At 39.0% G+C, this 23,567-nt stretch carries 22 protein-coding genes and 2 pseudogenes; 16 read left to right on the top strand and 8 right to left on the bottom strand.

The genetic code is table 11. The annotated features are described in order from the left end of the window. Positions 1 to 26 precede the first annotated feature (26 nt). The 3 genes from PN838_RS04325 (at position 27) to PN838_RS04315 (ending at position 2,067) form a co-directional block, all read left to right on the top strand. Complete coding sequence (locus PN838_RS04325; protein WP_272179866.1) at positions 27 to 386, top strand: M14 family metallopeptidase; 360 nt, start codon at positions 27 to 29, stop codon at positions 384 to 386. 50 nt (positions 387 to 436) lie between these two features. Beyond that, the gene (locus tag PN838_RS04320) at positions 437 to 1,168 is read left to right on the top strand and encodes a succinylglutamate desuccinylase/aspartoacylase domain-containing protein (protein ID WP_272179865.1); all 732 of its coding nucleotides are present in this window, start codon (positions 437 to 439) and stop codon (positions 1,166 to 1,168) included. Between the two features lie 107 nt (positions 1,169 to 1,275). Further along, the gene (locus PN838_RS04315) at positions 1,276 to 2,067 is read left to right on the top strand and encodes a PhzF family phenazine biosynthesis protein (protein WP_272179864.1); all 792 of its coding nucleotides are present in this window, start codon (positions 1,276 to 1,278) and stop codon (positions 2,065 to 2,067) included. A 76-nt stretch (positions 2,068 to 2,143) separates the two neighbouring features. Here PN838_RS04315 and PN838_RS04310 read toward each other — a convergent pair whose 3' ends face one another. Both PN838_RS04310 and PN838_RS04305 read right to left on the bottom strand, forming a co-directional pair. Next, positions 2,144 to 2,830 (bottom strand): SDR family oxidoreductase, encoded by a 687-nt coding sequence (locus PN838_RS04310; protein ID WP_272179863.1) that lies wholly within the window; start codon positions 2,828 to 2,830, stop codon positions 2,144 to 2,146. Positions 2,831 to 2,987: 157 nt separating this feature from the next. Next, positions 2,988 to 3,980 carry a 2-hydroxyacid dehydrogenase gene (locus PN838_RS04305; RefSeq protein ID WP_215962015.1) on the bottom strand — a complete coding sequence of 331 codons (993 nt, stop codon included), beginning with the start codon at positions 3,978 to 3,980 and terminating at the stop codon, positions 2,988 to 2,990. 118 nt (positions 3,981 to 4,098) lie between these two features. Between PN838_RS04305 and PN838_RS04300 the strand changes: the two genes are divergently transcribed. After that, entirely contained in the window at positions 4,099 to 5,004 is a 906-nt protein-coding gene (locus tag PN838_RS04300; RefSeq protein ID WP_272179862.1) for an NAD(P)-dependent oxidoreductase, read from the top strand. A gap of 145 nt (positions 5,005 to 5,149) precedes the next feature. On the opposite strand, the pseudogene PN838_RS04295 reads toward PN838_RS04300, so the two are convergent. Beyond that, positions 5,150 to 5,874, bottom strand: a pseudogene (locus PN838_RS04295) (RNA methyltransferase). A gap of 449 nt (positions 5,875 to 6,323) precedes the next feature. On the opposite strand from PN838_RS04295, the gene PN838_RS04290 reads away from it, so the two are divergent. Continuing rightward, positions 6,324 to 7,097, top strand: coding sequence for an alpha/beta hydrolase (locus PN838_RS04290; RefSeq protein WP_272179861.1), 774 nt, complete (start codon positions 6,324 to 6,326; stop codon positions 7,095 to 7,097). Between the two features lie 61 nt (positions 7,098 to 7,158). Here the strand turns inward: PN838_RS04290 and PN838_RS04285 are convergent, their stop codons facing one another. Further along, complete coding sequence (locus tag PN838_RS04285) at positions 7,159 to 8,364, bottom strand: XylR family transcriptional regulator (RefSeq protein WP_272179860.1); 1,206 nt, start codon at positions 8,362 to 8,364, stop codon at positions 7,159 to 7,161. A 238-nt stretch (positions 8,365 to 8,602) separates the two neighbouring features. Here PN838_RS04285 and xylB point away from each other — a divergent pair. The 10 genes and pseudogenes from xylB to PN838_RS04220 all read left to right on the top strand — a co-directional run bounded on the left by xylB (position 8,603) and on the right by PN838_RS04220 (position 18,654). Next, a pseudogene (gene xylB, locus PN838_RS26020) lies at positions 8,603 to 10,098 on the top strand (xylulokinase). Positions 10,099 to 10,299: 201 nt separating this feature from the next. Then, a complete protein-coding gene (gene xylA, locus PN838_RS04260; protein WP_215962009.1) occupies positions 10,300 to 11,619 on the top strand; it encodes a xylose isomerase in 1,320 nt (439 codons plus the stop codon). Positions 11,620 to 11,828: 209 nt separating this feature from the next. Continuing rightward, on the top strand, positions 11,829 to 13,409 hold the full coding sequence (locus PN838_RS04255) for a sugar porter family MFS transporter (protein WP_272179857.1): 1,581 nt from the start codon (positions 11,829 to 11,831) through the stop codon (positions 13,407 to 13,409). Positions 13,410 to 13,874: 465 nt separating this feature from the next. Continuing rightward, positions 13,875 to 14,201, top strand: a complete 327-nt coding sequence (locus PN838_RS04250) for a hypothetical protein (protein ID WP_272179856.1) — start codon at positions 13,875 to 13,877, stop codon at positions 14,199 to 14,201. After that, the gene (locus tag PN838_RS04245; protein ID WP_272179855.1) at positions 14,198 to 14,389 is read left to right on the top strand and encodes a helix-turn-helix transcriptional regulator; all 192 of its coding nucleotides are present in this window, start codon (positions 14,198 to 14,200) and stop codon (positions 14,387 to 14,389) included. The genes PN838_RS04250 and PN838_RS04245 overlap by 4 nt, the downstream gene beginning before the upstream one ends. Before the next feature lie 149 nt (positions 14,390 to 14,538). After that, complete coding sequence (locus PN838_RS04240; RefSeq protein ID WP_272179854.1) at positions 14,539 to 14,868, top strand: hypothetical protein; 330 nt, start codon at positions 14,539 to 14,541, stop codon at positions 14,866 to 14,868. Positions 14,869 to 15,009: 141 nt separating this feature from the next. Beyond that, complete coding sequence (locus PN838_RS04235) at positions 15,010 to 15,819, top strand: crotonase/enoyl-CoA hydratase family protein (protein WP_272179853.1); 810 nt, start codon at positions 15,010 to 15,012, stop codon at positions 15,817 to 15,819. A 243-nt stretch (positions 15,820 to 16,062) separates the two neighbouring features. After that, complete coding sequence (locus tag PN838_RS04230) at positions 16,063 to 16,524, top strand: hypothetical protein (protein WP_272179852.1); 462 nt, start codon at positions 16,063 to 16,065, stop codon at positions 16,522 to 16,524. 118 nt (positions 16,525 to 16,642) lie between these two features. Continuing rightward, positions 16,643 to 18,304, top strand: a complete 1,662-nt coding sequence (locus tag PN838_RS04225; RefSeq protein ID WP_334313276.1) for a sensor histidine kinase — start codon at positions 16,643 to 16,645, stop codon at positions 18,302 to 18,304. Beyond that, the gene (locus PN838_RS04220) at positions 18,295 to 18,654 is read left to right on the top strand and encodes a response regulator (protein WP_272179851.1); all 360 of its coding nucleotides are present in this window, start codon (positions 18,295 to 18,297) and stop codon (positions 18,652 to 18,654) included. The genes PN838_RS04225 and PN838_RS04220 overlap by 10 nt, the downstream gene beginning before the upstream one ends. Positions 18,655 to 18,756: 102 nt before the next feature. Here PN838_RS04220 and PN838_RS04215 read toward each other — a convergent pair whose 3' ends face one another. Then, a complete protein-coding gene (locus PN838_RS04215) occupies positions 18,757 to 19,557 on the bottom strand; it encodes a tryptophan 2,3-dioxygenase (RefSeq protein WP_272179850.1) in 801 nt (266 codons plus the stop codon). Between the two features lie 226 nt (positions 19,558 to 19,783). Between PN838_RS04215 and PN838_RS04210 the strand changes: the two genes are divergently transcribed. Continuing rightward, entirely contained in the window at positions 19,784 to 20,383 is a 600-nt protein-coding gene (locus PN838_RS04210; protein ID WP_272179849.1) for a GNAT family N-acetyltransferase, read from the top strand. A 118-nt stretch (positions 20,384 to 20,501) separates the two neighbouring features. Here the strand turns inward: PN838_RS04210 and phoR are convergent, their stop codons facing one another. The 3 genes from phoR to PN838_RS27815 all read right to left on the bottom strand — a co-directional run bounded on the left by phoR (position 20,502) and on the right by PN838_RS27815 (position 23,486). Next, positions 20,502 to 21,824: a phosphate regulon sensor histidine kinase PhoR gene (gene phoR, locus PN838_RS04205; protein WP_272179848.1), complete on the bottom strand. Its 1,323-nt coding sequence runs from the start codon at positions 21,822 to 21,824 to the stop codon at positions 20,502 to 20,504. Between the two features lie 5 nt (positions 21,825 to 21,829). Then, positions 21,830 to 22,516, bottom strand: coding sequence for a phosphate regulon transcriptional regulator PhoB (gene phoB, locus PN838_RS04200; RefSeq protein ID WP_215961999.1), 687 nt, complete (start codon positions 22,514 to 22,516; stop codon positions 21,830 to 21,832). 76 nt (positions 22,517 to 22,592) lie between these two features. Further along, positions 22,593 to 23,486, bottom strand: a complete 894-nt coding sequence (locus PN838_RS27815; protein ID WP_272179847.1) for an AraC family ligand binding domain-containing protein — start codon at positions 23,484 to 23,486, stop codon at positions 22,593 to 22,595. Positions 23,487 to 23,567: the final 81 nt, after the last annotated feature.

Below are 23,567 nucleotides of genomic sequence, written 5' to 3'. Positions count from 1 at the left end.
TAAAGGCTACATGTTGTAATCACCTAATGATAAAAATTGAAAAGCAATTGCTTACCTTAAATCAGGATATCGCCGGTCAAGAGATTGGCATTCCTGTTTATCGGTTAAGCCCGGAAACTGCTGTAGCACAACGTACTGTGTATATTCAAAGTGCAGTGCACGCGGCTGAAATGCAGGGCAGTGCGGTCATTCTAAAGTTAATTCAAAAACTGCAGGAGTGTCATCTCAATGCTAATTTTGTCCTCGTCCCAAATTGCAATCCGTTTGGACGCACACAACGAGCAGGCGAATATTTGCAAGGCCGGTTTGACGCAACGAATGGTAATAATTGGAATCGTTTTTATCATTACGATGAGCAGCAAATAGAAGCGTTTTTTCCACATTAGATTTACCTAAGATTACTGAAGCGTTTGCACAGCAAGGCTCTAAAAATGCAATGGAAGACGACATTGTGTTTAAATTACGATTGTTCTTAAAACAACAACTCGAAAATAAACTTGAGTCCCAATGGGGCGTAAACACCGCCCAATACTTAAATTCAACGTTGCAAAATATGGCGATTGAAGCGGATCTTGTATTAGATTTACATACGGGTCCATCTTCTACTCGACATATCTATAGCCCTAATTTTCTCGCAGAGCAGGCAACTCAATTTCAAATTGAAACCGTTATTTCAATTCCAGAAAAGTTTGCCGGTGCACTCGACGAAGCCAGTTTTACTCCATTAGTAAAATTGGCAGAACTCTTTGCGAAACAGGGCTTAACATTTGAGTATAGGGTACAAGCTTATACCGTTGAACTTGGTTCACAGGAAAACATCTGTCTTGAACAGGCTAAAATGGACGCAGACGGTATATTAAACTATTTGCAGACTCATCAGTTTATCGATGGCTTTAAACCGTTACCGGCAAAAGATGTTACGATTACTGACTTAAGCCAATACCGTACATTGTTTTCAAAATACGCTGGCATGGTTGAATATTTGGCCAAACCCGGGCAAATTGTGCAAAAAGGACAAGTATTGGCAAGAGTGTTAAATTCACTCGAGTTTGATACGCAGGAAGCAATTAAAGAAATCGTTTCTCCCGTTAGCGGTATTGTTATCTTGCATTACCCCTCAGCTGCGGTGCAAATTGGCACTCAATTATTTAAAATTGCCGCACAATAAGTTTTTGTTTTATATCCCAAAACCATGTTTTTGCTTTATAGTTCATTAATTAGAATGATCATATTTGCTTTACCTAAGTAACTATCCACAAAGGTTTAAGGATAAAAATGAAGTTGCCAATTTATATTGTAGACGCATTTACCAACACACAGTTTAAAGGTAATTCTGCAGCCGTCGTATTGTTAGATACTTGGCTCGATGACGGTGTAATGCAGTCAATCGCAATCGAGAATAATCTGTCTGAAACCGCTTTTATTTCGATAAAGGGGCATAATGCTTACGATATTCGGTGGTTTTCTCCTATTACTGAAATCGACTTTTGTGGTCATGCAACATTAGCCGCGTCATTTGTATTATTTGAGTATTACCAAGTAACAGGTGAAATACAATTTAGTACAGATAAAGTTGGAGACTTGTTTATATCTAGACAACCTACTGGTTTTATCGAAATGAAATTTCCTAATCAAGAGCCAGAACCAGTGTTAGATATTCCATCAGAATTACTTGCAGGTTTAAGCAAGAAACCAATTGAAGTATTAAAAAATAGGCAGGCTTATTTTGCTATTTTTGAAACAGAAGAAGATGTGACTTCGTTGCAGTATGAGTCAGAAGCGTTAAAATCCTTGGCACCATTGGATGTTGTTGTAACCGCAACAGGCGACAAATATGACTTTGTCTCACGCTATTTTTGGCCTGCGAATGGTGGTGATGAAGACCCTGTAACCGGCTCCATTCATTCTGGTTTAACACCATATTGGTCTAAAAAATTAAACAAAACTGAGTTAAAAGCTTACCAAGCCTCTTTTAGAGGGGGTGAACTGTTTTGTTCTATTGTTGGTGAGCAAATTTTAGTTTCAGGACAGGCCGTTGTATATCTGACAGGGACAATCGACATCTAAGACGATTATAGAACGCTCGAATGAGAGGTCTATAATCGAATCTTCAATTTCACCAGATTAGTCGAGAAGACATAGGCTAGAAGTTTTCTTCACATTGCGGACGGATAACAAGTTCGTGAGGTTGCACATTTTCAGGCATATCAATGACATGTTTTATCGCGACGGCTACATCGTAAGGGGATAGGTATTGAGGTCGGCTAGTTTCTCTAAAATCGGTATCGACACCGTCTGGGTAAATTGAACTCACTTTAATATTATTTTCCCTGAGTTCTTTGCGCATTATTTTAGTATAAGAATCAAATGCCGCTTTACTCGCAGAATAGCCCGCAATTCCGGGGTTTGAGAATAGACATGTCGTTGACATTACGTTAATGACAAAACCTTGTTGTCGCGCAATCATATCTGGCAATACGGACTGCATAAATTGGATTGGTGCATAACAGTTTATTTTCATCATCCAATCTAATTCGTTAATGGGTAATTCGTGACCCGCACCTCGAGCCGAGTTTAGCCCTGCACAATTAATTAGGACATCAATGGCGCCTGAATGCTCAATTGAGTTAACACAGAAATCATTTACCGCCTCAAAATCACTTATACAAAAGCTTGCGTGATTTGCTGCTGGTAATTCCAATTGGGTTAGCGTCGATGCAAGTTTTTGCTTCGAGCGACCACAAAGACTTAAGGTATGACCATCTTTTGATAATAAAATAGATAGGGCTTTGCCTATTCCAGAAGATGCGCCTGTAATTAATATATGCATGTAGAATTCACTTTGAATGTTGTGCCTTATTTTGGCATTTTCGTTAACTTAAACATGGACCAATAGGGTAATGACATCTGCACCCGATAAGTTGGTTAAACGTTTACATCGGTAGCACGGTATCTCACTCAGCGTCATACTGCAATATAGAACAAAACTATAAACTGTTAATACAGGGGCGATTCGCTTTTAAATCGTTAATATTACTAATGGTGATTGATGCAATTTGCTCCAAAGCTTCTGCTGTAAAGAAACCTTGATGTCCGGTTATTAATACATTTGGAAAGGTTAAAAGGCGTTGAAAAGTGTCGTCTTGAAGGATATCAAAACTGTGATCTTCAAAAAACAATTCGCTTTCTTGTTCATAAACATCTAGCGCAAGATACCCAATTTTTTTATTTTTAAGATGTTTAATCACACTTTGAGTATCGATTAATGCTCCGCGACTGGTATTAATTAACATGACATTTTGTTTCATCTTTTCCAGTGCTTGGTCGTTAATGAGGTGATGTGTTGTTGGCGATAAAGGGCAGTGCAAGCTGATTATGTCTGATTGATTATAGAGAACATCAATTGAGACATATTCACCGCCAAGCGCTTTAAATTCCTCGGATTGATTTGGATCATAGGCAATTACATTCGCTTTAAATCCTCTAAGGATTTGGGTCGTAGCGACGCCAATTTTACCTGTGCCAATAATTCCCACTGTTTTACCACTAAGGTTAAAACCCATCAATCCAGTTAGGCTAAAGTTATTATCTTTTATTCGATTATAGGCCTTGTGCAGCTTTCTATTTAAGGTTAACAACAATGCAATTGTATGTTCAGCGACAGCTTCTGGGCTGTAGGCTGGGACACGAGCGACGGACATTTCTAGTTCTTTAGCAGCAGACAAATCAACGTTATTAAAACCGGCGCATCTCAATACGATCTTATTGATCCCCATATTTTTCAATTGCGTTAAAACTTCACGATTGAGAATATCATTTACAAAAACACAGACTGCATCAACGCCTTGTGCCATTAGTACAGAAGCTTCAGTCAATCGAGTTTCAAAAAATTGAAATTCAATGTCATCTGTTGTGCACTGCAATAAACTTTGGTTATCGTAAGGTTTACTGCTGAATACTGCGACTGTAAATTTTGACATAATAGGTTTATCCTGAGCACATAGAGTGAATATAAACACCGTAACGTAAATAGTAGTGTTGTTAATAGATTTAAATCAATAAAGTCAGGAATAATGACTTTTTCACAGGAATTGTTTTATGAAAATATGTTTTATCGGTTTGGGCGTCATGGGATTTCCAATGGCTGGACATTTGTTAAATGCAGGTCACGATGTCACTGTCTATAACCGTACCGCCAGCAAGGCCCAATTATGGGTAGAGCAATACGGTGGCAATATGGCCTTAACGCCGGCAACTGCCGCAGAAGATTGTGAAATAGCGTTTGTATGTGTTGGCAACGACGATGACTTAAGATCGGTCATATATGGTGACAACGGTGTATTAGCCGGATTAGCCAAAGGCTCGTTAATTGTCGATCACACCACAACGTCAGCTGAAGTTGCTCGAGAAGTTAATGCCAAAGCCAACGAACACGGCATTAGGTTTATAGATGCCCCTGTTTCAGGTGGTCAAGCAGGTGCTGAAAACGGCGTGCTTACGGTTATGATTGGTGGGGAACAGGCGGATTACGATTTTGCAGCACCCGTAATAGATAGTTTTGCTAAATTCTCTAAACGACTAGGTGAGGTTGGCGCCGGTCAATTGACTAAGATGGTTAATCAAATTTGTATTGCAGGTGTTGTGCAAGGACTTGCTGAAGGGCTTCATTTTGCTCGGAGCGCTGGATTAGATGGCGTTGAAGTTATCGAAGCAATATCTCAAGGTGCCGCGGGCAGTTGGCAAATGGACAACCGTCATAAAACAATGTGGCAAGGAGAATATGAACATGGTTTTGCCGTTGACTGGATGCGCAAGGATTTAGGATTTGCCCTAAGTGAAGCCCGTAAAAATGGCAGTCATTTGCCATTAACAGCGCTTGTTGATCAGTTTTATAGCGAAGTGCAAGCCATAGGTGGTGAACGTTGGGATACGTCGAGTCTGTTAGCTAAATTAGAAAAAGTCGCAAGTAACAACACAATCAACAAAACGATTGTGATCAATTAAAATACTGATAATCGGACTTCAGAATTTTATTTGGTCACATTTTGTTTGCTTGTTGAACATCTGGTGGCTAACAATAACGCAACTAAATGTTTGGTCGTTAAAACTTCATTTACATGCCTGTAACGAATAAGGCCAACTGTTAGTCCTAGCGAATAAAGTTATCTAAAATAATCCCTGTAGCCATTGCAACATTGAGTGATTCTGCAAAACCAAAACGTGGAATAGTTATTGGTTTGTTAATGTACGCGGCAACCTCTCTACTAATTCCGTGTGACTCACTGCCCATTACGATAATTGCTTCATTTGAAAGTGTCGCTTGATGTAAGTTTTCACCTTCTAAAAATGCACCATAAACAGGCCGATTTGTTGTAGGTAATATCTCGGCTAAATTAGCGAAGACAATTTCAACGCGAGTAAAGCTGCCCATGGTTGCGCTTATAGCCTTTGGATTATAAGGGTCAGCACAATTTGTCCCTAATACGACTTGTTGTATTCCATACCAATCAGCAACTCGAATAATCGTCCCTAAATTACTTGGATCTGAGACACCATCCAATGCAATGGTTAAACCACGGTCTTGAAAAGATACATTGGGGGGCGTCGTAACGATGGCGATAACGGTATTGTTAGCAGCTAATGTACTTATTTTAGATAACGTCACCTCGTCAGTAACGGTAACCTGCAAACCTCTAATTTGTGTTTCATGCTGACTTACGAATGAGTCTGTGGCAAAAATTTGATCAACTTTGAGCGTTGATTGCAATAATTCTAGGACATTCTTTTCCCCCTGCACAAGGAACTGTCCTAGACTTTTTCTGAATTTTTTTGACCTAACGAACGTGCTAATTTCATCTGATTTTTAGAAAGCATAAATCTCTTATGAGTAACAGGGAGCTAATGCGCCATTATACCCATTAAAAATAAACTGATGAAACCTATATTAATTTAATAACCTTCCTCAATATTAAGTTTTGCTTAACGTAAAACTGCCGATTTTGGCAAATAGAATCGATCTGTAAATTAGCTGTATTTTTTCCAATACATGACATAAGGCGCAATGCCAATAAGTAGGCCGTTCTATGTGATCTGCTTTAGTTTGTAAACAAATTCGTACGTCAAATGGGGAATGATTTTGTGCATATTATTGCAGCTGTTTATCAGTTGTGATTTTCTTGATGTTATGTGTGTCAATATAGTATCCAAATGTATAGAAAACTCGAAAAATTAGAATTAGAAAAAGAGTATTCCCCTAGTAGTTGCATTGAAGATATTCAAGTGTATATAGCCCGCTACGCGGAAAGAAGTGCGCAGGCACTTTGGTGGGCGAGGAAACACAAAGTGTGTTAGAAAACTTGCCTTACGGTTCTTCAGATGCTGAAAAACTCGACTTATTTGTGCCGCATTGTGATGTTACAAACAGTAAAACACTTTATATCTACCTCCATGGGGGAGTTTGGCAAGAGTTAGATAAATCAGTCTCTGGGTTTGCGGCTACGAATTTTCAGCAACATGGCGACTATTTTGCGGTGATTAACTATGCACTGCTACCCGATGTTAATTTGGCTGAAATTATCGAGCAAAATCGTCGAGCAATAGCTTATCTTTATGAAAATGCTTCCTCTTTTGGCTTTGATCCAAAAAGGATCGTACTCATAGGTAGCTCAGGTGGAGCACATATTGCAGCGATGATGTGTGCGACTCATTGGCCTAAATGGCGTTCGGATAATGACATCAAAATTTCGCTTCCTAAAAATTTGGTTAAAGGGGTTGTTGCAATTAGCGGTATTTACGACATAGAGCCAATTACAAATACCGATATTAATGACGTTCTACGTCTTCCTGAGGATCAAATTGCTGTCTATAGCCCGATTAGACTTAAGTTTAAAAATAATTGCCCTTTTGTTATCGCCTTTGGCAACAATGAAACGTCTGAGTTTAAACGACAGTCGAAGGAGTTTGCTGCTCACCTAGAACAACAATGTATTGTAAATAGCGTTCTAGAGATCGAGTCTCGTAATCATTTTGACGTGGTTTTAGATTTGGCTAATGTTGACAGCCAGCTGTTTAAATTGAGCCGAGGTTTTGAGTTTTAGACGCTATTTATGCAATAAATAGCGTCTAAATATGGCGCCTATAAATGGTGCTTGGAATAAGTTAAAACTCGTGCTCATATGCTAATGAAGCAACTTTGTTTTTATTATGATTATCCCTAAATTGAGTTGGGGTAACATCAAAATGCTTTTTAAATATTGCATACATATACTGCAATGATGGGTAACCACAAATACACGCGACTTCCTTCGTTGGTACACTTGTTTCTTTTAACATTTTACATGCTCTGGCGAGTTTTTCATTGTGTAACTCAGTGTGGATGCTGTGTCCACGCTCCGCAACAAATCGATTTTCTAAATTACTTCTCGAAATCCCAACGTAATCGGTGACCTGATCAACTTTAATACCGCGACAAGCGTTTTGGCGAATAAACTGCATCGCTTGAATAACATGCGGGTCATTTAATGCTTTAAAATCTGATGATTGACGCTCGGCAACCCCTGTTGGAGGTACCTTTATAATGTTGTTTTTAATTTCGATACCATCTAATTTTCGGTGTAAAAACTTAGCGGCTTTATAACCCATTTCAAAGCAACCTTGAGTTACTGAACTCAAACTGATCCTACTTAAGTACCGGGCAATATCGTCGTTATCGATACCTACTATTGATATTTGATCTGGTACTGCGATACCTAAATGATCACAGGCCTGCAACAAGTGACGAGCACGGCTATCAGTAACCGCAACGATACCAATGGGTTTAGGCAAACTTTGGATCCAATCAGCAAGTCGATTCATCGAATACTGCCATGTATCTGGGCTAGTGTTGTGACCAAGATAAACCTGGCAGTTATATCCATCTTGTTTTGTTAACTCGGAAATTGCTTTTTCTCGTTCCTCAGACCAACGGTGATCTTTATCATGTGGCAATCCATAATATGCAAATTGCTCTAGTCCTTTTTGTTTGAGGTGATTGTACGCTGCGTCAACGACAGCTAAGTTGTCAGTGGCTACATAGGGGCCAGAAGGATAGTCATTTTTATCTTGATAAGAACCTCCAATACCGATAACAGGGACTGTTAAATCAGCTAATGCAGTACGAATTTCGGCGTCGTCAAAATCTGCAATAATTCCGTCACCAGCCCAGTCATTGATATTTTCTAGGCGGGTTAGAAAGTCTTCTTCTAAGTAGATATCCCAGTCAACTTTAGAGGTTTGTAAATAGTGGCCAATACCTTCAATAACTTGACGGTCGTACACTTTATTTGCGTTAAACAACAAGGTAATACTGTGCCTTGATTGAAACATGATTGCTCTCCTCACGAATTATCATAATCCGTACCTGTTTGATTTATGTTTTTTATTATTGTCAAACTTACAATAAGGGTATTCGTAACGTTAATAAAGCGATTTGGCGAAAATGTAAACGTGCTTATGAAATTTCGTAATTGTGCGAAGAGACGAATTTTAAAACCATAGGCGCAACTTAAATTGGTGTTTGCGATATACAAAGAAGTGTAAACATCAAAATCAAAAAGGCGAACGTATGTTTTTGGGAATCGATCTTGGTACGTCAAGTATCAAATTAGTCATAATGAACACGGCAGGCGAAATAGTAGACTCGGCTTCTAGTGAATTTTCAGTATCAAGACCAAAACCCCTTTGGTCTGAGCAAGCTCCGTCAGATTGGTGGACAGGACTTGAACATTGTTTTGATCAACTTTCTGCAAAGCAATCGTTGAGCAATATTTTGTCTATTGGACTTTCTGGACAAATGCATGGAGCGACATTGTTAGATAAGAACAATGACATAATTAGACCTGCAATTCTTTGGAATGATGGGCGTTGTGAACAGGAGTGTCTTGATATTGAAGCAACTGTTCCAAACGCGAGAGAAATAACCGGCAATATCGTTATGCCTATAGGTTCACCGCGCCAAAACTATTATGGGTTAAAAATCACGAGCCTGAAAATTTTTCCAAAGTCGAAAAAGTCCTTTTGCCTAAAGACTATTTACGTTTTTTATTAACCGGCGTATTTGCCAGTGATATGTCAGATTCGGCAGGCACTTGTTGGCTAGATGTCGGCAAGCGATGCTGGGATGACGCTATGTTAGCCGCTTGCGGTTTGACACAAACGCAAATGCCGGAATTGTTTGAAGGAAGTGAAATTACAGGCCATTTAAATCCTGAATTAGCGAAACGTTGGGGATTAAATTCTGTCCCTGTCGTTGCTGGGGCTGGTGACAATGCGGCAGGTGCTATTGGACTTGGTATCGTCAATCCCATGGTCAGGCGATGATTTCGCTAGGAACATCTGGCGTTTATTTTGCTGCTGCAGACGGATTCCACATGAACGCAGATTCTGCGGTACATAGTTTTTGTCACGCATTGCCCAATTCTTGGCATTTGATGTCCGTTACGTTAAGTGCGGCGAGTTGTTTGCAGTGGTTTGCAGACAATATTGCCCGTAAATCAGTTGTTGAGTTGTTGGATAACATGCAAAAACTGAGTTTGATAAAACAACGTCATGTGTATTTTTACCTTACCTCGCTGGTGAACGAACGCCCCACAACAACCCACATGCACAGGGAAGCTTTTTGGCATAACAGGTGAAACAAGCCAAGAAGAAATGACCTATGCCGTATTGGAAGGGGTCGCGCTTGCAATCGCTGATGGTGCAGACGCGTTACATTCAACCGGATTAATTCCTGACGATATTACATTAATTGGTGGCGGAGCTAAGAGTCCGTACTGGCGTCAAATGGTAGCTGATGTATTAGGTCGTCCAGTGAGCTTTAGAACGGGTGGCGAAGTTGGTCCTGCACTTGGTGCTGCACGTTTGGCACAACTTGGGGTTGAAACAGATAAAGCACTCCGTGATATCTGCCCTGTGCCGCCAATGGTTGAGTTGCACAAGCCAAACTTAGCGCAACATGAACATTTTAAACAACGACAAGTTAAGTTTAGAAAATTATATAACGCGCTAGTCCCACTTTTTAAACCTCGAATAAGCAAAATCATAACCTTGGTTAGTAACTGAGGTTATGCCTTAGCTGAATCAATCTAGCCTAAATATCTGGTTTCAATTCATTAAAACTAGAAAAAGAACGAAATAAAACCAAACCACTAAAAAGCGAAAGTCCGCTTTTAAAAAACATAATTGTTGAAGCACACTTTCTTGGCGATGATGGCGACATCATAAGTTAAGGTGCTTTTTGCACATGAGCAGGAGAAGTCTTAGATGACTCAATATTTCAAAGATATCGAAAAAATAAAGTTTGAAGGTACTGACAGTGATAATCCACTCGCGTTCCATCATTACAATGCCGAAGAAGTTATCTTGGGTAAAACAATGGCAGAACATCTAAGATTTGGTGCATGTTATTGGCATAACTTTTGTTGGGACGGCGCGGACGTTTTTGGTCAAGGCACGTTCAATCGTCCTTGGTTACAAGCTGGTGACGCTATGACCCGAGCAAAAGAAAAAGCGGATGTCGCATTTGAGTTTTTCTCAAAATTAGGTGTGCCGTATTATAGTTTCCACGACATTGATGTTGCTCCAGAAGGAAATAGTATTAAAGAATATGTTAATAACTTTGCAGAAATGACAGACGTTCTTGAACAAAAACAAGAAGAAACTGGCATGAAGTTATTGTGGGGCACGGCAAATGCGTTTAGTAACGCACGTTATGCCGCTGGTGCATCAACTAATCCAAACCCAGAAGTTTTTGCTTATGCAGCAACGCAAGTTTGCAATGCGATGAACGCGACTAAACGTCTTGGCGGTTCAAACTACGTATTGTGGGGCGGTCGTGAAGGTTACGAAACGTTACTTAATACTGATTTACGTCAAGAGCGTGAACAAATGGGTCGTTTCATGCAAATGGTTGTTGAGCACAAGCATAAGATTGGCTTTAAAGGCACATTACTTATTGAACCAAAACCACAAGAACCTACTAAACATCAGTATGATTATGATACTGCAACCGTTTATGGTTTCTTAAAACAGTTTGGTTTGGAAGATGAAATTAAAGTTAACATTGAAGTAAATCATGCGACGTTAGCAGGGCACTCATTCCAGCATGAAATCGCAACGGCAATTTCATTAGGTTTATTTGGTTCTATCGATGCTAACCGCGGAGATGCTCAAAATGGTTGGGATACTGATCAGTTCCCTATAGACGTACCAGAATTAACTATGGTTATGTGTGACATTTTGAAAGCGGGTGGCTTTAAAACGGGTGGTTTCTTGTTTGATACTAAACTACGTCGTCAATCTAGCGACCCAAGTGACTTGTTTATTGGTCATATTGGTGGCATGGATCACCTTGCATTAGCCCTGAAAAAAGGTGCTCAAATGTTAGAAAAGAACTTCCTGTCTGAAGCGGTTGCGAATCGCTATAAAGGGTGGAGCGGTGATTTAGGTAAAGGCATTACGTCTGGTGACTTCACGTTAGAATCGTTGGCAAACCATACAGTGACTAATAATCTTTCTCCTCGCCATCAAAGTGGCAAGCAAGAACTATTAGAAAATCAAGTGAACCGAGTACTATTCGGTTAATCAAATGATTTGTCTTCGAATGCCAGCAACACTTGCTGGCATTCAATTTTCAGACTTCTTCTATCTTCTGCAAAATTTAACTTTTAATTATTTTTCTCAACTTTAATAATAGCGGTTTTTATTCAATTCTATTTAGTTCATAATGAATAAATGATAGCGCTTACATTCTTGTTGGCGTGGCTAATATAAACAACAGAGAATAATAAAAAATGCCAATATCACGAGTCATGTTTTACACAATCTGTGTGTCATTAGGTGGGTTTATTTTTGGTTTTGACGCCTCTGTAATATCAGGCGCAATCCAATATATTGTTGAAGAGTTTAATCTCTCTCCAATTGAACTCGGGTTTGTTGTTAGTGCTCCAACATTAGGCGCTACAGCGGCAATATTAGTCGCGGGTCCCCTGGCCGATAAGTTTGGCCGACGAAATTTGCTTCGAGTTATTGCCTTGCTCTATTTAGTATCCGCTGTTTTTTCTGCATTGGCGACTAGTTATTGGATGTTGGTCATTGCCCGATTTGTTGGGGGGTTAGCTTTCTGTTCCCTAATGGTTGCTCCTATGTATATCGCCGAGATTTCACCTGCCGCTAAGCGAGGTAAGATGGTTTCTGTGAACCAACTCAATATCGTTATTGGTTTCTCTGCAGCTTATTTTGCCAATTACTACTTGTTTCAAGCGAGTCAAACTACTTCTACATTTACTGAGATGATTGGACTGCAGGACAATATCTGGCGCTGGATGTTAGGGCTAGAAATTATACCTGCGATAATTTGGCTAGGACTATTGTATTTGATCCCAAAAAGCCCACGATGGTTGTTGTTAAAAAATAATAAAGATGACGCAAAACACGTACTGACGACATTACGAGATAAAAACTCGGTCGCTGAAATAGAGTTAGAGATTGGCCAGATTGAAGATTCAGCAAAGGAAAAGTCCACCGGTCTGCTAACAAGTTTACAATCCTTGTTTAGCTCTAAATTGAGATTAGCTTTGAGCATCGGACTTATTGTTGGTATCGCACAGCAAATAACAGGGATTAATGCGATATTCTTTTACGCCCCGAGCATATTTGAACAGAGCGGTGTCGGCACAGATGCTGCGTTTGCTCAGGCAATATTTGTTGGGTTAATAAATGTCGTCTTTACCGTATTGGCAATGTATTTTATCGACAAACTGGGCCGTAAACCTTTGTTAATTATTGGCCTTGCTGGCGTATTCGTGTCGATGACGTTGTGTTCGTATGGTTTTAATCAAGCGACCTATAAACTATCTGCAATCGACTACCAACAGGTTGTTACCACTCATAATGAGTTACCACAGGCGCAACTAGTCGATTTGAGAAATGTTGTTGATATCACATTTGAATCTGATGTGGTTTTTAAACAACAAATTAAGCAATACTTGGATGACAATACGTATAACAAATTACAAAGTGAGTTACTTGCTGTCTCAACAGACATGAATGCTGGATTGGTCTTATTTGGTATATTAGCGTTTGTCGCTTCTTTTGCATTCTCTTTAGGGCCAGTGATGTGGGTGTTGTTTTCTGAGATATTTCCAAATCACTTACGTGGCGTGGCGATTTCGTTTGTCAGTGTGATAAACAGTGTTGTTAGCTTTGTCGTTACTTTAGTATTCCCCATAGAGCTTGAGTCTTTAGGTGCTTCAATGACCTTTTTACTCTACGGATTATTTGCGTTACTCAGCTTAATCTTTGTTGTTAAACTCTTCCCAGAGACCAAAGGAAAAACATTAGAACAACTGGAAGTGGAATTTAACCAAGGTTAACTTCGCATCATTTAAAAATGGTTGGTCACTGCCTGCCAGTGGCCGGTCTTCTGGTTCTATGGGCCATATTTTTATATTTCATTTCGTAAACTATGTGCTGGCGTCCTCAGGCCATTTAATTTACGACATTATGTTTAAATTACATTCTACTTCACCTACTGCTTTTCACCGCTACAGCGGAGTTTAATTTATCCATTTGGGTGTCAAATGGCTAAATTACTATGAGAAAATAATGTCTGGTTGCGTTGTTTGACCTTTAATTTTATTCAACAATAAGTAATCAATACCAATCTTTTTGTTAAGTATACTTGACTTTAGTTGTTTTGCTGTTACTTTATGTAAAGTGTGTTTTACTTTATGACAAGCGGAGATTACAAATGAGTGAACAAAACAATAATTGGAAACAGCAAAATATTAACAATACAAAGCGACTAGCAGCTTGGACGTTTGCCTTAGTTAATCACAATGGCGATTGCTAGTTTTGGTCCGGTGTTTATCTGGGATGGCAATACAACAATGAGTTCAATATCTGTGGCAATTAACTTACTTGTTGGTATTGGCATGATTTGGGCTAATAAAAAACATCTGGCTGGTCTGGATGAGATGCAGCAAAAGGTACAACTTAACGCCATGGCAATTGCGCTTGGAGTGGGTCTTGTATTTGGTTTAGCCTATTCAAATTTGGATATCGCTAATGTCATCGAGTCAGACGCTGAGATATCGCATTTGGTTATGCTCATCGGTATAACGTATTTGGTCAGCACAATAATTGGTTTAAGGAAGTACCAATGAAAAATAAACTAAAAGTATTGAGAGCAGAACGAGATTGGACGCAGGCCGACTTGGCTGAACGATTAGAAGTATCAAGGCAAACCATTAACGCAATTGAAAAAGGTAAATTTGATCCAAGTTTACCACTTGCCTTCAAAGCGGCTAAGTTGTTCTCATTAAAAATAGAAGATATTTTTGAGTCAGACTAAATCGAATAAATGTTGAATTAAGTCGGGCAAGATATTTTAAGTAATATTGTCCGACTTTTTTATTTTTAAAGTCGAAATAAATAGCGTAACTTAATATTAAATTACTAAGAGGGCTGTTCAATGTTTGTCGACTTATTTGCCGGTCTTTTTTGATGTTTTGTGTTTATATGGCGTATGCGCCACACGCATTTTCAATAAAAATAATTTCATTTTCCCAATGGCGTTACTTCCATCCTTTTGAAATTGTGGCGCGACTCATTGCTGGATTACTCTTTTTGAGTGATTCTGTTAAAACCACTTCGCCACTAATTATCAATCTAATTGCCTTTGGTTTTATCGGGGTAGGTATTGGTCTTTTTATGATTGGCGAAAAACGACACAGAGCGTTTGCGAATTGGTCTGCCGATAAATTCAGACCTTACTTTAGAGTCATCGGCATAACTTGCTGGCCATTTGCGATTTGGCTTTTTGTTATTTAAGGCTAGTTTATTTGGCTATTTGCTCACTTATAAAATAAAAATAGAACTGATTGCTATGTAACTGATTGCCATCAAAGAACAGTGCAATTTTAGTGAATTTATGGCATCTTGTCAGACCAGATGAAAAGCTGATTAAACTATATGAAAAATATCCAAAACAGAATTTTACTTAACATCGATGACGATGGCATCGCCTGGGTGACTCTTAACCGGCCAGAAAAGTTAAATGCACTCGATATGGAGATGTTCAAAGCTCTTGATAAAACGATTAAGTTAATTAAATCTAATCATGATGTTCGTTGTGTTGTTGTAAAAGGCGAAGGCCCTGATTTTTGTACTGGTTTAGACGTCGGTTCAATTATTAAAAAACCGATGAGTGGCATTCGTTTACTATTTAAATGGTTACCTGGTAATTCAAACTTGGCTCAGCGTGTGTCGACCAAATGGCGAGGTCTCGCCGTTCCTGTGATTATGGCGATAAGTGGACGATGCTGGGGCGGAGGATTACAGATCGCATTGGGTGGCGACTTTAGAATTGCCGAACATACTGCCAGTTTCAGCATCATGGAAAATCATTGGGGATTAATTCCTGATATGGGAGGAAATAAAGCGTTAAGTTACTTGTTACCTATGGATCAAGCAATGAAACTTGCGATGACGGCAGAAGAGTTTGACGCCTCAAAAGCGAAAGAATTAGGAATTATAACGGACGTGACAAATGACTTAAATCAAAGCTGTCGAGACTTTGCAAATAGGTTAATGAATCGTTCGCCTGATGCGATAAGTGCAATTAAGCGACTTTATACAACCAAGTGGCATCGTTCAGAGCGTGCTATGTTGGCGTCCGAATCATTGTTGCAAGTTCGCGTGCTAACGAAGCGAAATCAAAGAATCGCAGTTGCCAGAGCAAAAGGCAAAGCAATTCCATTTCAAAATAGTAAAATACGTTAAAAATATAAAGTTCATTTAATGCATAATTAAAGACATTTTTTGTTTGAGTTTCCTAATTACCTAATAGCAGGCTATAGTTTACTTAAAGTTCTGGATGACTTTGTAAGATTGACATTGTTTTGTGTTAAGTCGCCTGTTGAATTGCTTAATGTGGCTTCCTCCAGAACTTTCTAAAATTAGTCATCCGGTTTATTTGTGCTTGTTTGAATGCTTGAGAATTATCGGAGGTTATTTGGCCTACTTATGCTAAATTTTAGAATTAAACTTATTGCGGCTTTTCTAATTGCCGTCGTTTTACCATTGCTAGTGACAAATTACTTGGAGAGTCAAGAAGCCAAGGCCTACGCCTCAAAGTCATTTGAAAATGGATTTCAAAAAGATGTAAAGCAAATAGAAGACCGTGTTAGTTTGATATTCTCACAGTACAAAAACAATGTGGGTTATGTCAGTGGTGACTATAGGTTTCAAAGTGTAAAGGGTAACTTAACTAAATACTTAGAGAGTAACGCAGTACAAATGCAGCCGTTACTCGGTAGCGAAGAAGAAGTTAGACTATTTAACTTGTTTCAAACGTTATCTACCAATTATCCAAAGCTTGCTTACGCTTATATGGGGACCGAGGAAGGCGGTTATACGCAGTGGCCCCTTGGCTCTACCGAAAAAATTACGACCCAAGAACACGTCCTTGGTATAAGACGGGATTAGCCGCAGGAGGGAGGTTGTTCGCACCCCAACTTACTATTGGAAACCCGACAATACTGCGCTCATTTCAACTGTTCGATTAATTAAAGATGATGAGGATAATAATATAGGGGTATTCGGTATGGATATCACCTTAAAAGGTTTCACCAAAATGTTACGCGACTTGGATTTTGGACAAGATGCTCGAATCATAGTTGTAGAGCAGAAAGGGCGTATCCTTGCAGACACACTGGAGGAGAATAATGTATTTGGTTTTATTAAAGATATCTCCGGTGGATCATTTCTTAGCGCTATGTCATCGCCATTGGCTCAAGCACCAAATCAATATGTCGATATCAACAACAAAGAATATTTAGTTACCCAATATTATTCTGATTATTTAGAATGGAGCTTTATAGGTCTTATCCCAAGAGCGTCGATTGAAGAAAATGTCGCTAATCTTACAAGTAAAATGAATCTAGTCATGATGATCAGCATCATTATATTTGGCTTAGTCGCAGTGGTTTTTTCGAGGTTTATTTCAAATACGATTGAACGAAAACAGCGCTTGTTAGAGCTGGCTAAAAATCAAGCAGAACAAGCAAATTTGGCAAAAAGTGAATTTTTGGCGAATATGAGCCATGAAATAAGAACCCCGCTTAATGGCATCATCGGCATGGGCCAATTGCTGTCACAGACAGAATTAAACCCTTTGCAGAAACAAAAGGTCGCAACAATTTATAACAGCGGCAACTTGTTGATGGAGATCATCAGCGACATTTTGGACTTTTCAAAAATTGAAGCTGAGAAGTTACTTCTTCATCCGGTTGAAACCAATTTAGCGACTTTGTTTTCCAATGTCGCGCTGTCTCACTATGGTAACGCTTGTCGTAAAGGACTTGAGCTTGTCGTAGATACCACAGAACTAGATAATTTGACCGCTATTATTGACGATATTCGACTAACTCAAGTTATTGGAAACTTATTGTCTAACGCGATTAAATTCACCGACGCAGGGGAAGTAAAGTTATCCTGTGCTGTCGAATTTGTTGGTGATAATGCGGCTAATTTAGAAGTTTGCATATCGGACACTGGAATTGGTATTGAATCGAGTAAACAAAAGCATATTTTTAATTCTTTTGAGCAAGCTGATAGTTCTACAACGAGGGAATATGGTGGGACAGGACTCGGGTTGTCGTTATGTAAATCTTTATTGGAATTAATGGATTCGCGCCTGATCATAAAATCGAAAGTTGGGAAGGGAAGTAAATTTAAATTTGTCCTTAAGGTCGAACTAGCCGAAAGTCGAAATACGGTCCCGGTAATCCCCGAACTTGAGAATAAAAATGTCGTTATTGTTATTCAAAATGAAACGAGTTTGAAAGTGGCGAATCATTATTTTCGTCAACAAGGTGCGAATGTATCATTTTTCTTGTCGGAACTGGATGCGAAACACTTTATTGGTGCCAATCGACCAGCCGATTTTCAAATTGACTATCTGATCGTAGACGAAAAACAAGAACGCGGCTCAGGTCTAAATTTTATTATGTCGGTTAATAATGTGATCCCAGAGTCTTGCGCCCGTATTTTGATTTGTGATCAATATCCAGAAGATGGATTACTTTTTACCACCCACCATATTACGCGGGTTATTTTAAAGCCTTTGTGTATTAGCCAGCTTGTTGCTGCGTTTGAAATGGAGCCAATTGGTTCCATTGCTTTACATGATGAAGTACAACTGAAAGCAGAAGAGTTGAAATACCATGAAACAGATTCGTTTGAACAAAAAAGATATTGGTCGTAGAGGACAATGATATCAATTATCTTGTTGCAGAGCGCTTTTTGAAGTCATTGGACCTATGCGCAGTGCGAGCTGAGCGTGGTGAAGAGGCAGTGGCAATGTTTGAACAGCATCCTTTTGAACTCATTTTGATGGATTGTATGTTACTAGGAATGGATGGTTATGATGCAACTAGGTGTATCAGAGATGTTGAGTTGTTAAAAAAATTAAAGCCATCTTATATCATTGCACTCACGGCAGATGTGTCAAAAGAAAACAAACAACGTTGTTTGCACGCCGGTATGGACGACTATATGTCTAAGCCTTTTGACTTTAAAGTACTTGCTGACATGATCAAACAAGTCTTAGGCTAGATAATCAAGATTAACTAAGGCCAATTTAATAGGGGCCTTAGTTAATATGCCGTTTTTATAATAAAGTTCTAACTTCCAAAAGTTCAGGGAAAAAATTTATATCTAGGGCTTTTTCAAAAATGAAACACCAGAACTACCACCTGTGCCCATTTTGTTGCCTATGACACGTTGAACGGTATACATATGTTTAAATCGCCAGTTTTGAAATACGTCTTCAATATCCATTAATTTTTCAGCCAGTTCGTATAATTCAAAGTATTTGTCAGAATGGTGATAAACTTCTTTCCAAGCCTCTAATACTGAATCATTTCGGACATAAGGTTCAGCAAAATTACGGTCGATAGCAATGTCATCAATTTTTAGTCCTTGGGCGCTCATGACCTGCAGAGTGAGCTCATAAATACTTGGTGCATGGCATAATGCAGTTAATTCAGCATGTATCTCAGGGGTCGCTTCATGAACCTTTAGTAATTCTAAATTTTTGTTACCTAACATAAATTCCAGTTTTCTATATCCATATGACTGAAACCCACTGCTATGCCCTAAAACATCTCTAAACTTTAAGTAATCGACAGGGGTCAAAGTTGATAAGATATTCCAAGCTTGAGTCAGTTGTAGAAAAATTTGCTTTACCCGCGATATGACCTTAAAAGCCTGTCCAAATTGCTGTGACTTAATCATGTCCATTGCTGCAGACAACTCGTGCCCAGCTAATTTGAGCCATAATTCGCCTGATTGATGAATAACAATAAATAACATTTCATCATGTTCAGTCGACAGAGGTTGCTGAGCAGACAATATTTTGTCTAATTGCAGGTAATCGCCGTAACTCATATCCTGTTTAAAATCAGTGATAATAGATGCTTCAACTTCTCGGTAGTTTCCGGCGTGGGGGCAAGTCATTAATACAGCTCCATTTTGACATTAATCGTTGAAATTGGTGTGTGACGTTCAAATAATTTTAACATGTTTTTGTCTTATGACTTTATTTGAACCAACATTTGGATTTTGCAAAACGTTTACATAAGTTTGCATTGCCTAATTTTATTTTTTGCATCTCGATGGTTGTTACTCCTGAAAACTCAAGGCAATATTGGAACTGTCCCAAAAAACAAAGCGAGTAAAGCACGTGAATTGGTTAGAACCTATTGAACTAGAACATGAAACAGTAAAGTTGCTGCCATTAAAAATAGCTCATTTAGAGGCGCTGCTAGCTGCAGCGCAAGATGGTAATCTTTGGGAGTTATGGTTCACTGGCGTGCCGTCTGAATCGACAATTGAGGATTACATTAAGCGTGCTCTTGCTGATCAGGAATTAGGTTTGGCTTTACCGTTTTCGGTATGGCATAAACCGACCAACAAAATTATTGGCTGCACTCGTTTTTGTAACGTTGTGGCAAAAAATAAGCGGTTGGAAATAGGCTTTACTTGGTATGCAAAGTCGTTTCAAAAAACGTCGGTAAACACCGAATGTAAACAGTTACTGCTTAAACATGCATTTGAAAAGCAACTGGCCATTGCTGTTGAGTTTCGAACCCACTGGCATAATGTCAAGTCACAAGCAGCAATAAGACGACTTGGGGCAAAGCAAGACGGCATACTCCGTAATCACACGATAGAAGCGGACGGTGTCTTGCGCGACACTGTGGTATTTTCAATAATAAATTCAGAATGGCCTTCAGTTAAAAAGTCACTAGATTTTAAACTCCAGCAAATGAAACAGCTTTAAGTTAGGCCAATGTTATTGCTAGCAGATGTGCTTCATTTGTAGGTTAGGCGGATTGACAAAACATCAGACGATACAATGTCGTCTTTCCATCAATTAAAGGAGTAGCTGTTTAAATGGGCTAACCTACCGCTTGGTTAACAGCCCTTAATGCTACTAACGTTGGCAGGAATTGAAATGAAAATTCACTGCCTTTTCCTAGTTCGCTGGAAATTTCTAGTTTTGACTGATGATGATTAAGTGCATGTTTGACGATTGATAGTCCCAATCCCGCACCACCAGTATGTCGAGCTCTGGCTTCATCAACGCGATAAAATCTTTCGGTTAGCCGTGGGATATGACTTGCTTGAATACTAGGGCCGGTATCTATAACCGAAAATTTAGCGTTTCCCGTACGTGTTTTATGCCAATTTATAGTGATTTTTCCATTATCGGGCGTATATCTTATTGCGTTGAAAACCAAATTGGAAAATGCGCTTCTAAGTTCTGTTGAAAGTCCTAACAAGCAAAGTTCATCGTCAATATTAGTTTCTATAATATGTCGACCATTTGATATAGATTTTGCTTCATTAGTTAAAATTTCCAATAAACTTGGCACGTCGACAAATGCAGGGGCGAAATCTGGATTTTGACCTTCTAGCTTTGAAAGTGATAATAACTGTTCAACTAAGTCATTCATTCTCGTTGCTTGTTGCATCATCATCATTTGCGCTTTTTGCCACATTTCTTCCGATAGATCATTTTTGTTTGGTGTCATCTCTAAATAACCCCGCATGACCGTTAAGGGGGTTTTAAGCTCGTGTGACACATTAGCGATAAAATCTTTTCGCATTTGTTCTAATTGATGTAGGTGGGTAATATCTCTAATCAACAGGGTCCATTTATTTGTTTCATAAGGTACAACACGAACTTCAAGTCGAATGTGTTCTTTAGTCGGTGAAGGAATGTCGTAGGGAGCACTAAAGTTTTCTTCATCTAAGTAATCAATAAAGGCGGGATGCCTAACGAGGTTATCGAGTCGATTGCCTTTGTCCGTTGGCCACTTTAACCCCAACATATCCTGGGCGAGTTGATTACACCATAATATATGTCGATGTTCGTCAAACAATAATACTGCGTCTGGTAATGACTCGGCACCGAGTCTAAAACGCCTAACTATCGTGCTTAATTCAGTTCGTTTTTTGGCGTTTCGTCTTTGTTGGCCATAGATCCCATCAAAAACACTCGACCATAATCCATGAGCTTTCGGTGGATAAATACCTCTTTGATGCCATAACCAGTGCGTGAGTTTTAACATCTGGCGATAATTGGAAATAATTACAATCAAGCAAAACGCAATTGTTACTGAATACCAAATATTAAGTAGAAATCCAACAACTGCAATAGGCAGATAATACCAAAATAATCGCGACGTTATCTGCCAGATGGATGGGGAGTGATTCATATAAATTAATCTATACGAGTTGAAAAACGGTAACCTGAACCGCGAACGGTTTGTATTAGTTTATCGTGTGTTTGCAGTGCTTTTCTTAGGCGACGAATGTGAACATCAACAGTTCTGTCTTCAACGTAAGTATTGGTTCCCCAAACGTTATCCAGTAGCTGATCACGACTATAAACACGCTCTTGGTGTGTCATAAAAAAGTGAAGTAGTTTAAATTCCATGGGACCTAAATGCAGATCACCGCCTTCAAGTGTGACCCTATGGCTTGATGGGTCTAAACGCAATCCAATAATTTCAATTGGATCATCTGTTGCCGTAGGTTGTGTTCGTCTTAAGACGGCTTTTAAACGGGCAACAAGTTCTTTTGGTGAAAATGGTTTAGTTATGTAATCGTCAGCGCCAACGTCTAATCCTTGGATCTTATCGTCTTCTTCGCTACGTGCGGTTAACATTATGATTGGTATGTTCTTAAAGTTATCAGACTGCTTCAATTTTTTGGCAATTTGAATACCGCTCATTTCAGGAAGCATCCAATCTAATAAAATCAACGCTGGCGTTTCTTCTAAAAGATATTGTTGTGCTTCGTTGTAACTTTCTGCAGCAACCGCTTTGTAACCGGCTTGTTCTATGACAAAGGTTAACATTTCCCTGATCGCAAATTCGTCTTCGATAATGAGTATTTTATGTGACATATTTTCCGCTCTACACCTTGTAATGACGCGGTGCATTATTGCGATTTTTTATGACAGGTTTATGACAGTTTGAGCATCAATGGCTATTTTTAACGTCCATGATCTGAGTTACGATACTGTTGTGGGGATAACCCCATGATATTTTTAAACAATCTTGAAAAATAGTAGGCGTCATCGTAGCCAAGTTGTTTTGCGATAGTTTTAATCGAGTTGTCATTGCTATCCAGTAATTGACAGGCGTAATGGACTTTCTTTTCAATAAAATAGCGAACAGGACTAACGCCGACAATAAGCTGAAACTTTTTGCAAAGTAAAATTTTGATAACCCAAACGCCACAGCCATGTCATCTAATGTTAATGTTTTAGCAATGTTTTGTTGTAGATAAATGTCTATCTGTTGGAACTGTAATTGTTTTTTGTTACGGCTGCTATTTGGATATTGCACACTCAGTTCGATGAGTAATCGTTGGATTATGGCACCGGCTAAATAAAATGCATTAGTTTGGTAACTCAATTTACGTATTTCGAGCAATGCCCGAAAGTTTTCTTCATATTGTATTTTGTTATGAACGTTAAAAACTAAGTTGGTTGGCGTAAACCCAACAATATCTAATATATTTTCAAATAACGCACCTTGAATATGAACCCAATAAATAGTCCATGGTGACTTTGCATTTGCCCAATAAGAATGCGCCATGCCTTTGGGTAATATAACCACTTGCTGGGCAGCAAGTTCGGTGGTGGTTTGTGCTGTTTCAATATGACCGTTTCCATCGACACAAAACATCAACAAGTGGTCGTCATGGGAATTGCGTATAACCTTATGTTCACGCGCATGTTCGTAATAACCAAATGCTGTAGGGTACAGTAAATGGCTAATTGGGTTCACGTCGAGTTTTTCAACTACTCCACGGGGCACAAGATAGCGCACGCTACCTGCGGAAAGAGGCCAGTTAGAAGGTGTACTCATATCGTTACGTAATTGAATGGTTTGTGCCAATATAGTCCATCATAAAAGCAATTTATTCAATTCTAATTAGAAAAATAGTTT

The organism is Psychrosphaera algicola, assembly GCF_028401425.1.
In the GTDB taxonomy this organism is placed as follows: Bacteria; Pseudomonadota; Gammaproteobacteria; order Enterobacterales; family Alteromonadaceae; genus Psychrosphaera; species Psychrosphaera algicola.
The sequence above is the reverse complement of the archived record's forward strand: the minus strand, read 5'-3'. Positions and strand labels throughout refer to the sequence as shown.